This window comes from Pandoraea commovens (genome assembly GCF_024704525.1).
Classification (GTDB): Bacteria; Pseudomonadota; Gammaproteobacteria; order Burkholderiales; family Burkholderiaceae; genus Pandoraea; species Pandoraea commovens.
This window is the reverse complement of sequence record NZ_CP102780.1, coordinates 1438582-1452530: the sequence shown is the minus strand read 5'-3', so window position 1 is coordinate 1452530 and position 13949 is coordinate 1438582. Positions and strand designations below refer to the sequence as shown.

Below are 13949 nucleotides of genomic sequence, written 5' to 3'. Positions count from 1 at the left end.
GGAGTGCATTTTCAGAGGAGCCTTCTGCATGTTTCACACAGAGTTGACCATCTCGGCGTCCGCCAATATGTGTTTCCCTTTCGATGCCCCGACGTCGAATTCAACATGTCCAATGCGCCAGGATATCTCACGAGATTTCACTGCGCTTCAACAGGTCGAGCGTGGCGCGCTGCAACATCGAGAATCGATCCGCACGTGCGAATGGTTTACGAACCGATTGGAGCGAATGCAGAACAATATCGCAGCGTTCAACGCTGCACTCGGCGCACTGACGCGCAGAGAAGACGCCAGAGCACTCAGGGCGCCCGATACACGGGACCTCGTGTTGGCCAACCTCATCTCGATGTCGTCCGATACCCAGGTCGATAGCGCACTTCGCGAACTCGTTCACGCCATCAATCACCGCCCTTGCGGAGAGTCGGTTCAAGACGTTTGCGAACGTCGATTCGGTCGTTCGCTTTTGCGCGACATCCAGCAGTGGTTCGCACGCAATGAGCAGGTCTATCAAGACCGTCTTAAGCACGAAACGCGGAGGGATTTTGTGGCGTGCCTGGTCGCGGTGGGCTTCCTTGGACGCGACCACATCGCCGCGGCAGTCCGCGCCACCATTCATGCACTCCAGGCATTCCGGTGGGCTGGCACGGGCCGCGATCCGCAAAACGAGATTACCCAGGACAACCAAGTCGCGCTTCGTCCGGGGGCCGACAACTGAGTCGCTAGAGTCGTCAACACACACAATCGCGCGACCACCTGACATGGTGGCTGCGCGTTCGTCAACAGCTTCGCCCCCCAGGCGCCACGCGCGGGAGTGCCAGACATATGTATTCGATCTCCGCGAGTCCGCCCGCCGTTGCGAGTCCGGCAGCGCACCCCGAGTTGCCTGCCGCGTCGCACCTCCCGCCGGACACCTTCGCACGTCTCTCGGAATTCCAGCAAGTCGCAGACGCCACGCTCAACTGGCTCGATGAATCACCGGAATCCGCGCCAGCGCTCGGACTGATCTTCTCGCTCGTGAACCAGCGAGTTTCGTTTGACGATCTCTCAGCGCTCAACGACGACATCGTCTATCGGTTCGCCCGCCTCTTCGACGACCAGCCCCTGCTCGGTAGCTACGTGCTGGCCTGCCTGCCCGCGCAAATCCGACATCGGCTCCCCTGGGAGTCCGTCGAAGTCATCGTCGAGCGCGCGCTCAGCGAGTCGTCACTGCGCAGCCTGTCCCGATCGCTGGATCGCGCTAACGTCAAAACCCCGGAAAGTGCAAGACACGGCAGCGCATGGGGGAAGTACTTCACCCTATGGCGCGAACAGATCATCGGCTGGGCGCACGCGTTTCGGTGGGCAGGCTCGGGGCATACCTGCGGCGTGTCGGATCCGCGAACGATGCAAGCGTACGCAACGGCCCCCTCCCCCCGAACACCGACCTTGAACTTCGGGCAAAGCGGCTGGACCGGCTTCGCCGTCGCCATGCTCTACGGCTCGGCCATTGGCCACTCGCTCAGCCGCGTCCCGCCTATCGGACCGAGGCCCATCCTCGGCTGGCCGATCACGCCCATCGTTTCGGCGGAACGCATCGGCTCATGCGCAGCGCTGGCTCCCGAAGCGGCCTCAACACCCGGCAACGCCGACATTCCTACCTCGGATGCCTTCGATGTCAACGGCCTGAGCCTCGCCATCCACGAAGCATGGCAATGGCTGTCGGACACGACGATGGACATGACCGAGCGTTCGCTCAACGCATTCGACGCGTTCGACGCATTCGACGCGTTCGACGCGTTCGACGCACTGATGCCTCGCGATCCACTCCGCTTTAGCGGCGCCCTCGCAGAGTCGCTTGTTTCGCCCGATCCGTCGGCTCCCGCAGCCCCTTCGGTTCCTGACAATCGCCCCGCCGAATTCGCCATTGCGAAGTGGCGCGAACCGGAGCCCGTCGCCGCGGCCAACCAGCGCGACTTCTTTTCCATGTCACCGGGACTCGACCAGCTCACCATCGCAGCCAATAGCTGGCACAACCGCGGCTCGGAACATCGATCGCTACACGTCAAGTTCGATCGATTGATGAACTTCTCCCCGCCGCCGACCGAGGCGGAATTGTTTAACGCCACAATTTCGGCCGAACCGGATTTCCCAAGCGTCGATCAGCCCGATATCGTGCTCAGACGCCACAAACCGGTGCCGGGAAGTACGCGTCTGCTGGATGTGACTTACTGGAAGCTTTTCGACGCCGCACGAATGATACGTGCGGGATCACTTGACATCGATAACCCGCCCGAGGGCGTCTATTTCGATGTGTGTCAGCGCTCCCCGCACGGCGCGATACAGGGGAATCCCACGCTTGTGAGCGCGGAACGCTTTCGGGCGGTCGTCACCCACTGGACGGAAAAATGTGATGACCAGGCAAAGCAGACCTGGTCGATTCCCGAATCATTGCCCGGTCAGCTCGACGCCACACTGACCACCGGGTCGCAAATCGCACTGGCATTGAGCGATCTGACCCTGGCCTATCGACAAGGACTGATCCCCCATCGGGCGCTAACTATGGTGCGAGACGTCCTTTCCCAATCGAGCCAGTTCCACATGCTCGGGTCGCGTTCGACGTCGCGCCGTCTTATCGTCAAACTCACGCAAGATAGCCGCAAACAAACCTTGGTCCCAGCCGGTACTTTCGTCATTTTCGAGCGTCCGCAAGGCGGCTTGACCCTGCTCTATCTGATGGGCGACGGTCAAGCCTGGCGTGCATTTGCATCGCCGGAGAAGCTGGCGGAAGCCACCGAAACAAATGCCGGTGGCCTGCGCGACACGCTTCTCGAACGGCTACCACGATCTGTCGGCGGTGCGGGACTCGCCGACGCCCCGCCTATCGCATTAAGCCCCGTCCCGCTCGCCGATCCCATGCGGATGGCAAACCGGGCCACGCTCGACCTCATTCGCGCCGAAGCCCCGCTGAAAGCCATGGCTGTCACAACAGGCGCCAGGATCAGGCAATACACGGACTGGTTAAGCGGCGCTTCCACCTCGGCAGTGGAAGATGCACTCGAAACGGCAAGACGCGAGCGTGTCGATGCAGGCCTTCCGGCGTCGCGGCACAGTGCCGTGATCTCATTGGCGCAGATCGACAGCATCCGCCACATTCAGGTGCTTCGCGCGCAGTTGTCGACGGCCATGCCGGACGTCCATCGTATGGCACAGGACTTTGCAAGAAGCGTGCTGGATCGGGCCGGTCTCAGCAACACCGATCCGGACACGTTGTACGTGCGCATAGAGGGCTCTCCCGCCCCGATTTCCGTCACGGCATCCTTACTCTACAAACTACGGGTGCCCGACGCCACCGCGACAGGTCCACTACTCAGACGCTCGCCTGAAGGAGCGCTGCGCCCCGAAACGCAGGACTGGGCATCGGACAGCCCATTTCCCGACGCCGCCGCGATTGTCAGCAAACTGGCCGATGGCCCCCCTGAAAAGAGCATTTACGACGCCCTTGAAAATTTTTGGTCGACATCGCGCAACACGGTTCGTCAGGTGCTCAAAAGCGAGTTCATTGCGCAGGCCTGGCTACAACGCGCGAGCGGTGTACTTTCGGTCGAAGCGCGGCATCTGGCTGCGCGTATCGCGGGCCCGATCGACCTGAATCGCTTCTACGAGATGCAGCTGAGTCACGAAGTGGTTTCGCCGAAAGTGAAACGCGAATGGCTGCATGTGAAGGGGCGCAACTCCACGCTGATGGCTGTCTGCGCTGAAGGTCGGCCAGCGGTACTTCTGATTGCCGCGTATCCTGACGGCCCCCGTGTTCACGGTTTTGAAAGCCGGACGAAGCTTGAAGACTGGTTTCAACAGCAAACCGCCGACGACGACACTCGACGCCAGCTTGCAAGCAGCTTCAGTCCACCATCGCTCGACGACGAATGGCTTGTCGACGCAAAGCTCGATGCATCAGGACAAGCCGTGCCGAGCGAGCCCGACACCTTCACCCTGCTGACGTCCGTGTACGAAGCGCAATCGCCACACGGTGGGTGGGCACACGAGCACATCCCCCGCCGGCGGGCGTTACTCAAGGCCATGGACTATCTGGCGAAACTGGATCTGGCGGTTGGCTTCGCATCGTGGGCGCTTCCCGCAGTGCAACCGGTCGGCGCCGCCATTTCCATGGTCGACTTCAGTGTCGGCGTCGTCGGCGAAGGCGTGGCACTTCTGACCGGAGATGCGAAGCTGCACTCGCAGGCGTGGCAATCCATGGTCTCGGCCGTCGTGGCGCAAGGCGCAGTGGTTTCGCGGTTCCCGGCACTCGCCCTCTTCACGGGCTCACGCCGATTCAATTACTACGTGTCGCAACCGCCCGTCGTTGGTGAAGAACTCATCCTGGGTTTGCATCGCGCCGAAGGACGCATGTACGCCGCGATCGATTCGTCCACACGCGCTTACGTCGAGTTTGACAGCACGGTCGGACACTTTCGCCTGATTCCACCCGGCGGTTCGTCTGCCGCAGCGTCGGACGCCCCGTTCATGCGACTGGGATCCGAGGGGAGATGGCACGTGGCAACATCTGCGGACTTGCTGCAACCAGTGCTTGAGGAGCAGACAGTCGGGTGGCGTATCGACCAAAATTTTCTGGAACGCTACGATGGCTGGCGCAACAGACACGACCCGCTGTTCGAGAACGCCATGCGTGCGTACTCGGATACCGTATCGCAGCGTTCGAGTCCCGTTGACGTGACCGTTTCGGATCTCCGGCTGCTCAAGCTGCAATTCATCGATCGCACGATACGAAGCCCGGAGGAATTGGGCACGCTCGCCGGTCGGATCAACGAGCTGCAGAATGCCGTCGATGCCGCAGCGACGATCTCCGTCGCCCGGCTGCCCTCACAGGCAAGGGAGATCGGTGCTCTCTATGTGCCGATCACACAGCGCTTTCGCCACTATCTCAGCCATCTGCGCACCGGTTTGCTACGCGCATCCGCCGTCGCGGCCTATTACGGCCGCGCCGAATCCGTCGCGAATCAATTCAACGCGTATGCGCAACTGTCTCCGTCGGCTTCCGAACTCTTTGCTGAGGACCTCGCCGTGCTGGGCATCGGCGACATTCCCTACCTTCCCCCGCCGCCTAATCTCGTCACCGACGCCCGCTTCGAGACCATGCTCGAAGGGGCGCAGGACACCACACGTCTGTTCGAGATTACGGCGGGAAGCCGCACGCTTTTGCTTGGCCGACGACTGTCATCCACCGGCAATTCCCAATACGTATTCATGGACCCGGCGGTGGGAATCGTGACCCACTCGGACCGTGAAGCATTGACGAATCTGGTGAACACGCATCTGCACGATGTGGCGTCGGAATACGAGATCCCTCTGAATGAGGGCGGCAACTATGCGATAGAGGTTGCCGAGATCGACGCCCGAACGTTGGGCGACATGCCGTTGTTCCGCGACATCGATCTGTATGTACCGGTGCGCGAGGCGTTCAGGATCTAGCGACAACGCCCGGCCGGTGTTGTTCGCACGGACTCAGGCGGCTTCGCGCGAGGCGGTCGCCGACGGCGACAGGTGAACCCATTCGCGCAGAGCTTCTGCGTTGGCATCGGCAAACACCTCGCCGACGAGCAGCACACTGGGTTGGGACGCGTCGAACCACGCCGCAGCGAGGCCCTGCGCCAATTCATCGAGACGGAGCACCACACGGCGCTCGCGCACCGTCGTTGCGGCTTCGACAATGGCCACCGGCGTGGTGGCGGGTTTGCCTGCCGCGATCAGCTCTGCGGCAATGCGTTGTGCGGCGTCGCGGCCCATGTAATACACGAGCGAATCGGCCGACGCTTGCGTCGCAATCTCCGCCGAATCGGGCGCACGGCTTTGCGTGACGAATGCCACACTGCGCGAGACGCCGCGCAACGTGAGCGAGCGGCCGAGCGTCGCGGCACTCGCCAGCGCCGCCGTAATACCCGGCACTACTTCCACTTCGATGCCCGCCGCCTCAAGCGCGCGCAGTTCTTCGTCCGCGCGACCGAACAACATCGGGTCGCCGCCCTTCAGGCGGATCACCAATCCGTGCGTACGTGCGTGATCGATCAACTGCTTGTTGATGAAGTGCTGGGCGCTCGAGAGTTTGCCGCAGCGTTTGCCCACCGCGACGAGCTTCGCCTGCGGGCACAGGGCGAGCATGTCCGGCTCGACCAGTGCGTCGTGAAGTACCACATCGGCCTGTGCCAGCAAACGAGCACCGCGCACGGTGATCAGGTCGGCCGCGCCGGGACCGGCACCGACCAGATACACCTTGCCCGGGAGCTGGGCGGATTTCGATTGCGTCGTCGTCATGATGCTGCCGTTGTTCAGTGGGCGGGCACCGGCGCGGTCTGTGCGCGCCATGTGCCTGCAATGCGAGAAAGCGTGTGTCGCCGAGGGTCGGTGCGTCAGGCCGCCAATGCGCGAATCATGCCTGCCGCCACGGTGTGATGCGTCGCTTCGTCGATCAGCACGAACGCGCCCGTCGCCGGGTTGGCATCGTACGTGTCGGCGGCCACCGGCTTTTGCAGACTCAGTTGCACGCGGCCGATGTCGTTCATGGCGAGCGTCGTCTTGTCGGTGCCGTGCGAGAGCGTGCTCACGTCCAGCACCGTGTCCACACTGCCGACCTTCACATACACCGTGCTGGTCGCTTGCTTGAGCAGATACTTGCGCTGCGGTGCGAGTGCGTCTTCGTCGAACCAGCAGACGTCGGCCGCCAGCTTGCGCGACGGTTCCAGCACCGAATCCGCACTCACGAAGGTGTCGCCACGCGACACATCCACGTCTTCCGTCAGACGGATCGTCACACACTGACCGGCAAACGCTTCTTCGAGCAGCCCACGCGGGCCGACGATCTCGGCAACCGTCGCGCTACGACCTGCGGGCAACACGCGCAGCGTCTGACCCAGACGCACAACGCCCGATTCCACGCGGCCCATATAGCCACGGAAGTCGTCGGCATGCGAGCCGTCCTGACGCGCTACCAGTTGCACCGGGAAACGCAGTTCGCCTCCCGTTTGCGCGACCGGCAGCGATTCGAGCATATCGAGCAACGGCTCGTCCTGATACCACGGCATACGCTCGCTCGCATAGACGATGTTGTCGCCCTTGAGCGCCGACACCGGCACGAAGCGCACGTCCTGCAACCCGAGACGCTGCGCCAGTTCCAGATAGGCCGCACGAATCGCGTTGAACGCCGTTTCGCTGTAGTCGATCAGGTCCATCTTGTTGATGGCGACGATCACGTGCTGCAAGCCCAGCAACTTCACGATGGCGCTGTGACGCTTGGTTTGCGCAAGTAATTCGGTCTTGCCGTCGACTTCGCTCACACGCGTGGCGTCGACCAGAATGATGGCGGCGTGCGCCGTCGATGCGCCCGTGACCATGTTGCGGGTGTACTGCTCGTGGCCCGGCGTGTCGGCGATGATGAACTTGCGGCGCGCGGTCGTGAAATAGCGATAGGCGACATCGATGGTGATGCCCTGCTCACGTTCGGCTTCGAGGCCGTCGGTCAGCAGCGAAAAATCGATGTCTTCGCCTGCGGTGCGCTTGTGCTTGGCGCGTGCGAGCGCGGAGAGCTGGTCGGTCAGCACCGACTTGCTGTCGTAAAGCAGGCGTCCGATCAGCGTGCTCTTGCCGTCGTCGACGCTGCCCGCGGTGATGAAACGCAGCACGCCGAGGTCTTCCTGATGCGGGGTGAGGCTCATGATCTCTTCAACTCGATTGCGTGGCCCCTGAGCGACAACTTAGGTCGCCCGACCGGGCCGATGTTCTTTCGGTAGGGTCTAACGGTCGCAACAACGAATGCGCGCGCCTTAGAAATAGCCCTGCTTCTTGCGCTGCTCCATGGCCGCTTCCGATGCCTGGTCGTCCATGCGCGTAGCGCCACGCTCGGTGATGTCGGTCACGGCCGTCTCGGCGATGATCTCCACCGGGCTCGACGCGACGCTCGCCACCGGGCACGTGCAGCTGATGTCGCCGACCGTACGGAAGCGCACCGACGCCAGTTCGCTCGACTCGCCGTCCTGCTTCGGCGTGAGCGGCGTGACCGGCACGAGCAGGCCGTTGCGGCGCACAATCTCGCGCTCATGCGCGTAGTAGATCGACGGCAGATCGAGGTTTTCGCGGGCGATGTATTGCCACACGTCCAGCTCCGTCCAGTTCGAGATCGGGAACACGCGCAGGTGCTCGCCCTTGTGCAGACGGGCATTGAACAGATGCCACAGTTCCGGACGCTGGGCCTTCGGGTCCCACTGACCGAACTCGTCGCGGAACGAGAAGATGCGCTCCTTGGCACGGGCCTTCTCTTCGTCGCGGCGCGCACCACCGATCATGGCGTCATAACCGTACTCGTCGATGGTCTCAAGCAGCGTGACGGCCTGTGCGGCGTTGCGCGAATCCGTTTCGCGACGCAGACGCACCGTGCCACGCGCAATCGAATCTTCCACATGACCGACCACCAGCTCAGCGCCGAGTGCTTTGGCGTGACGGTCGCGGAACTCGATCACTTCCGGATAGTTATGGCCGGTGTCGATGTGCACGAGCGGGAACGGCAGTTGCGTCTTGCGACCCGGGCCGAGGCCGAAGGCCTTGAGCGCGAGATGCAGCACCACAACCGAATCCTTGCCGCCCGAGAACAGTAGCGCGGGCTTGCGGCACTCCGCCACGACCTCACGCAGGATGTACATCGATTCGGCTTCGAGCCAGTCCAGATGATCCATTCGCGAGCCATTGGCCTGCGCGACTTCGTGCATCGCACCCATAGTGTTCCCTTCCTTGACGATTCCGAGTTTTCCGAGATTCGGTCTATTCCAGTGTGCCGCCGCGCCCGTTGGCGTTCTTACCTGATCGCGTCACACCGTCTTAAATCTTGTTGCCTGAGGGCCCTGTCGATCAGTTCGACTGCACCGACACCGGGATCTTGCTCAGGTTGCCCGCGTGCAGCCCGCATTCCTTGCTATCGCGCGACTCCCACCACCAGCGCCCTGCCCGGCTGTCTTCACCCGGGCGGATGGCACGCGTACACGGCTCGCAACCGATGCTCGGGTAGCCGCGTGCGTGCAGCGGGTTGACCGGCACGTCGCGCGCGGTGAGGTAGGCCCACACCTGCGCTTCCGTCCAGTCGAACAACGGGTTGTACTTGGCGATGCCGCGAGCGTCGTCCTGTTCCGCGAAAGCCAGTTCGCCGCGCGTCACCGACTGTTCGCGACGCTGACCGGTGAGCCATGCGTCGGCGTCGGCAAGCGCACGGCCCAGCGGTTCGACCTTGCGGATCTGGCAGCAGGCTTTACGCAAGTCCACGCTTTCGTAGAAGGCGTTCGCGCCGTGATCGGCGACGTACTTCTCGACCGCGTCGGCTTGCGGCGCGTACTGCGCAACGTCATAGCCGTAACGCGCCTTGATCTTGTCGAGCATGCCGACGGTCTCGTCGTGCAGGCGTCCGGTATTGAGCGTGAAGACGGTGATCGGCAGTTGCTGTCGCAAAATCACGTGCGTGATTAGCATGTCTTCGGCAGCAAGGCTGCTCGCGAACTTCACGTTGCGATGCTTGCTTGCGATGCGGGCGAGGCGCTCGGCCAGCACGGCTTCCATTTCGTCGAGCAGCGCCATGTCCTGATGCTCGGCATCGGCCACGGTCGACGGCGAGGTCGACGATACAGCGGCCGGGGCGGGTTCCCAGCGGGATTCGTTTCGCATATCGCGAACTCCTTGTTTTGTGTGGGTGTCAGCCGACCAGCTTCACTGCCGCGAGCGTGAGCGTCGCCGCCAGCGCACCGCGCACGATGCGCTCGGGCAGATGACGGGTGAGCTTCGCGCCGAGCCAGATCCCGGGCAGGGAGCCGATCAACAGACTGCCGAGCAGTGCCCAGTGCACCGTCTCGAGCCAGATATGGCCCAGCGCCGCGATCGCCGTGAGCGGCACCGCGTAGGCGATATCCGTACCGGCGACTTCGGCCGGTTCCAACTGCGGGTACAGCATCAGGATCAGCGTCGCGCCAACGGCGCCCGCGCCAATCGAGGAAATCGTCACGAGTACGCCGATCACTGCGCCCACCACGACGGTGGCAATCGTTTGCGCACGGCCCGTCAGTTGCCAGTTGGGATGCGCGCGCAACGCAGCCAGCAATTTGGCGCGGAACAGCAGCGAGAGCACGGTCAACAGCACCGAGGCGGCAATCGTCAGCTTGATGACGTGCAGCGTCGACTCGTCGATACCGCCAAGGCGCTTGAGGAACAGGATCGTGACCAGCGCCGCCGGCAGCGCGCCCAATGTGAGCCGGCGCACGATATGCCACTTCACATGGCCGTGCGAGCGATGCGCCACCGTCCCGAAACTCTTGGTGATGGCGGCAAACGCGAGGTCCGTGCCCACGGCGACGGGGGCCGCGTACCCCAGTAGCAACGTCAGCAACGGCGTCATCAGCGAGCCGCCGCCTACACCGGTCAGGCCGACCAGCAGGCCGACGCCAAATCCGGAAAGGGGTTCGAGCCACAGCGACATGGATGACGTTCCTGGTGGGTCCTAAATGCCTGTAGGGAATAACGTTATCGAAACAGTGGCACCCACTGTAATGAAAAGGCTATATACTTCAAACGAATTAAAAATTGTTTGTATATTTTCTAAAGTTATACAAATGAACCTGCATCAGTTCCGTTTCGTGCGCGAAGCCGTCCGCCAGAATTTCAACCTGACGGAAGCCGCCAAAGCGCTATTTACCTCCCAGCCGGGCGTCTCCAAAGCCATCATCGAGCTTGAAGAAGAGCTTGGCGTGGACATCTTTGCCCGTCACGGGAAGCGCATCCGTAACCTGACCGAGCCCGGTCGCATCATCTTCGAGTCCGTCGAACGGATCCTGATGGAGGTGGAGAGCCTCAAGCGGATCGGCAAGGACTACGCGGCTCAGGATCAGGGCAGCCTGACCATCGCCACCACCCACACGCAGGCGCGCTACTCGCTGCCGCACGCCGTGGCCGAGTTCAAGAAGCGCTATCCGAAGGTGCGTCTGTCGATCCTGCAAGGCAGTCCGACGCAGATCGCCGAGATGGTGCTGCACGATCAGGCCGATCTGGCCATCGCCACGGAAGCCATCGCAGGCTATAAAGATCTGGTGTCGCTGCCGTGCTATCAATGGCAGCACGTGGCGGTCGTACCGCCCGATCACCCGCTGTTGCAACTGCCTTCGGTGGCCATCGAGGATCTGGCGAAGTACTCGCTAATTACTTATGACCCCCAATTCGCCGGTCGCGCCAAGATCGATCAGGCATTCGCGCTGCGGCACGTGGAGCCGGACATCGTGCTCGAAGCCATCGACGCCGACGTCATCAAAACATACGTCGAACTGGGACTGGGTGTGGGGATTCTGGCGGGTGTGGCGTTCGACCCTGAGCGCGACCGCAATCTCCGTGCGATTCAGGTGGGGCATCTGTTCGGAACGAACGTGACGCGCGTCGCCCTCAAACAAGGCGCTTATCTGCGCGGATATGTTTTCACGATGGTTGAGCTGCTTTCACCGATCCTGACCCGCAAGCTGGTCGAACAGGCGCTGCGCGGCGAGCACGAAAGCTACGAGCTTTGATAGATCAGAAGGCTTCGTTGATTTGAAAATAGGCGCCGCGCGTCTGGCGGCCGAAGCCCACGTCGAAGCGCACGTTCACGCGCGGCTTGAATTCGAACCGATAGCCGACCCCGCCATTGGGCAGCCAGTGCGCCGAGGCCAGATCGCCCGGGCGGTCGGCAATCGCCCCCGCTCCGATCCACGCGACAACGCCGTGCCGTCCGACGAGATGCATCCGGTACTCGACCTGTGCCGTGAGCATGTTCCTGTCGCGGTACTGCCCCAGAAAGTAGCCGCGCATGTGCTTGCCGTCGCCAAACGTCGGCATCATGCTCCACGGCACATCTCCCCAACTGAACTTTCCATAGACGTCGAACGCCAGCACATCGCGCTGGCGAAACTTCGTGTAGTGGTCGTACGCCCACTCGAACGACTCGAACGATGTGCTGCTGCCAAAGGCACGCCGGTAGACCGTGGTCGTGAGCGATAGCGCCTGTCCTTTGTATGGATTGGGGATGAAGTCGCGCGTGTCGTAAGAAAAGTTAGCGCTCAGACCGATGCTGCGCACATATGGCCCGATGGGGTCTGTTACGAAAGCGCTCGCGTCGCCCTTGTCGCGATTCACGGCGGAATCGAAGTGGGCGTCGACGCCGAAACCGCCGTAGGCACTGGGCCACAGCCGCCACAGAAAGGTCGGACGCACGAAGGCGCTACGTTTGGTGTACTTCTCACGGTTGTCGTCGTTACTCGCGCGGTCGTAACCGACGCCCCAATACTGCGTGGGCATGTTCACGACAGCGCCCGCGATAACGAAGCGAAAACTATCGTCGGTGAAGAAAGTGGTGTTGTCGACGCCGATGCCGAACGCGCCGGTCGTCGTGCCGAAGCCGTGAAGTGTCAGCGTGGAGAGTTGGGTGGTCGGTAAAGCGTCGCGCGTCTTATATAGACCCACAGCGGCCGCGCCGATGCCGAAGCCCATCTCGGGGTTGTAGAACGGCCCCGGCATAACGCCCCAGTCCATGCCGTGACTGACGTCCACCTTGTCTGCCGCGCCCAGCTTCGCGAGCAGTCGGTCGAGCCAGCCTTGTGGTGCGGCAGGCGGGGTTTGCGCAGCCGTCGGCGGCGTCTGGGCGAATCCAATACCGCTGTGCGCGGCCGTGGCCACCACCGCCCACGTCAGGACGGCGCGCAACGCCGGTCGTTGTCTCACGATGAATGCCGGGGCGCGCATCAGAACCTCAGGAAGGCAGTGAGGATGACGTCGCTACGGTTGTAGCCGTAACCGAACTCGGCGAGCAGACCGAAGCGCTTGCTCGCCGCCCAGCTCACCCCTGCCACGCCGCTCCAGCTTCCTGTGACAGACTGATCGATCTGATAATCGAGCCGCTGCGTCTGACCGCCTGCGGCTTCGATCGGCACGTCGAAGTGACCTGTGATCACGGCGCGCGTGCGAAACCACGTCGCGCCGACGTAGGGGGTGAGAATGCCCGCCGATCCGAGATGGAAGTTCCAACCGATGCGTGGCGAAATGTTCCACGAGTGGATGAGGGAGTCGGACATGGAGATGTCCGAGACCGTGTACGTCACAGGCAGCGAGAAAAACAGATCGCCGTAGGTGCCGACCAAAGTGAATCCGCCGCCGTAAGTGTGTCCGCTGTAGTCGGCGTGCGCCGTCGGCAGCTTGATCGGGTTCGCGCAATTCGGTGGCGGACGCCGTCCCGCACATCCGATGTTCAGTCCGAAAAACTGTTCAAGCGCTGTGAGCGACGAGAAGCCGATGTTGATGTCGCCGCCGCCGCGCACGTTGCCGACGATGCCGTACACGTTCATGAACGGAAACAACCACGCGCCAAGCTGAAACTGGTTCGATTCGCTGCGAATGCGCGATTGATCGAACTGCACGAAGTCGGCCGAGCGCAGGCCGTTGCCGTTCGCGCCAACCATCAGGTTGCTGAGTTGATACCGCTGCGTGCCGTTGAAATAGGAATAACCGACGTCGTACGGATTCGGCAGGTCGTATCCCCGGTCGACAACGCGCTGCGCGAAAAACGGCAGCGCATGGTCCCAATGTTTCGGTGCAGCGGGTGAAGATGTCGTGGCGTCAGGCGAGGCTGCGCCACTCGACGATGCCGACGCGTTGGCGGCCGCCCTGTCCTCCGGCGTGCCTGCGACACCCGACGGTGGCGAAGCGCTATCGCCGGAGGGCGTGGCCGTCGGCCCGATCACGCCGCGATACCATCCGCGCCTTGCCGCCACGTCGCCACCGGCGTCGGACGTCGGCGCGACCATCGTCGCCCCCGTCGCCCCTGCACCCCAGGCGGCGGCTTCGCGCGTCACGCCGACAAGGCACGCGAACGTTCCTGCCACGATCCACCAACATCTCGCACTACGCCACGATCC

Annotated in this window: 10 protein-coding genes; 3 read left to right on the top strand and 7 right to left on the bottom strand. The window is 62.6% G+C overall.

What is annotated here, in order from left to right; genetic code table 11:
- The first annotated feature begins 28 nt into the window (after nucleotides 1-28).
- The gene (locus tag NTU39_RS07090) at nucleotides 29-712 is read left to right on the top strand and encodes a hypothetical protein (RefSeq protein ID WP_150665150.1); all 684 of its coding nucleotides are present in this window, start codon (nucleotides 29-31) and stop codon (nucleotides 710-712) included.
- A 299-nt stretch (nucleotides 713-1011) separates the two neighbouring features.
- Nucleotides 1012-5463, top strand: a complete 4452-nt coding sequence (locus NTU39_RS07085; RefSeq protein WP_257959556.1) for a dermonecrotic toxin domain-containing protein — start codon at nucleotides 1012-1014, stop codon at nucleotides 5461-5463.
- A 33-nt stretch (nucleotides 5464-5496) separates the two neighbouring features.
- Here NTU39_RS07085 and cobA read toward each other — a convergent pair whose 3' ends face one another.
- The 5 genes from cobA to NTU39_RS07060 all read right to left on the bottom strand — a co-directional run bounded on the left by cobA (nucleotide 5497) and on the right by NTU39_RS07060 (nucleotide 10495).
- Nucleotides 5497-6303, bottom strand: coding sequence for a uroporphyrinogen-III C-methyltransferase (gene cobA / locus NTU39_RS07080; protein WP_257960056.1), 807 nt, complete (start codon nucleotides 6301-6303; stop codon nucleotides 5497-5499).
- A 95-nt stretch (nucleotides 6304-6398) separates the two neighbouring features.
- Nucleotides 6399-7700 carry a sulfate adenylyltransferase subunit 1 gene (locus NTU39_RS07075; protein WP_150665152.1) on the bottom strand — a complete coding sequence of 434 codons (1302 nt, stop codon included), beginning with the start codon at nucleotides 7698-7700 and terminating at the stop codon, nucleotides 6399-6401.
- A gap of 108 nt (nucleotides 7701-7808) precedes the next feature.
- Nucleotides 7809-8756 (bottom strand): sulfate adenylyltransferase subunit CysD, encoded by a 948-nt coding sequence (gene cysD / locus NTU39_RS07070; RefSeq protein WP_046291108.1) that lies wholly within the window; start codon nucleotides 8754-8756, stop codon nucleotides 7809-7811.
- Nucleotides 8757-8886: 130 nt separating this feature from the next.
- Complete coding sequence (locus NTU39_RS07065; protein ID WP_257960055.1) at nucleotides 8887-9603, bottom strand: phosphoadenylyl-sulfate reductase; 717 nt, start codon at nucleotides 9601-9603, stop codon at nucleotides 8887-8889.
- Nucleotides 9604-9718: 115 nt separating this feature from the next.
- A complete protein-coding gene (locus tag NTU39_RS07060) occupies nucleotides 9719-10495 on the bottom strand; it encodes a sulfite exporter TauE/SafE family protein (protein WP_150577680.1) in 777 nt (258 codons plus the stop codon).
- A 133-nt stretch (nucleotides 10496-10628) separates the two neighbouring features.
- Here NTU39_RS07060 and NTU39_RS07055 point away from each other — a divergent pair, with 133 nt between their 5' ends.
- The gene (locus tag NTU39_RS07055; protein ID WP_150665154.1) at nucleotides 10629-11570 is read left to right on the top strand and encodes a CysB family HTH-type transcriptional regulator; all 942 of its coding nucleotides are present in this window, start codon (nucleotides 10629-10631) and stop codon (nucleotides 11568-11570) included.
- A gap of 4 nt (nucleotides 11571-11574) precedes the next feature.
- Here NTU39_RS07055 and NTU39_RS07050 read toward each other — a convergent pair whose 3' ends face one another.
- Together NTU39_RS07050 and NTU39_RS07045 are read right to left on the bottom strand one after the other, a co-directional pair.
- Nucleotides 11575-12759 (bottom strand): BamA/TamA family outer membrane protein, encoded by a 1185-nt coding sequence (locus NTU39_RS07050; RefSeq protein ID WP_150665155.1) that lies wholly within the window; start codon nucleotides 12757-12759, stop codon nucleotides 11575-11577.
- Between the two features lie 20 nt (nucleotides 12760-12779).
- Nucleotides 12780-13916, bottom strand: a complete 1137-nt coding sequence (locus NTU39_RS07045; RefSeq protein WP_246184636.1) for a hypothetical protein — start codon at nucleotides 13914-13916, stop codon at nucleotides 12780-12782.
- Between the last annotated feature and the right edge of the window lie 33 nt (nucleotides 13917-13949).

Excerpts from the sequence above, each read along its gene's own strand:
- NTU39_RS07090 (WP_150665150.1), top strand. The coding sequence starts at position 29 with ATGTTTCACACAGAGTTGACCATCTCGGCGTCCGCCAATATGTGTTTC.
- cobA (WP_257960056.1), bottom strand. The coding sequence starts at position 6,303 with ATGACGACGACGCAATCGAAATCCGCCCAGCTCCCGGGCAAGGTGTAT.
- NTU39_RS07075 (WP_150665152.1), bottom strand. The coding sequence starts at position 7,700 with ATGAGCCTCACCCCGCATCAGGAAGACCTCGGCGTGCTGCGTTTCATC.
- cysD (WP_046291108.1), bottom strand. The coding sequence starts at position 8,756 with ATGGGTGCGATGCACGAAGTCGCGCAGGCCAATGGCTCGCGAATGGAT.
- NTU39_RS07065 (WP_257960055.1), bottom strand. The coding sequence starts at position 9,603 with ATGGCGCTGCTCGACGAAATGGAAGCCGTGCTGGCCGAGCGCCTCGCC.
- NTU39_RS07060 (WP_150577680.1), bottom strand. The coding sequence starts at position 10,495 with ATGTCGCTGTGGCTCGAACCCCTTTCCGGATTTGGCGTCGGCCTGCTG.
- NTU39_RS07055 (WP_150665154.1), top strand. The coding sequence starts at position 10,629 with ATGAACCTGCATCAGTTCCGTTTCGTGCGCGAAGCCGTCCGCCAGAAT.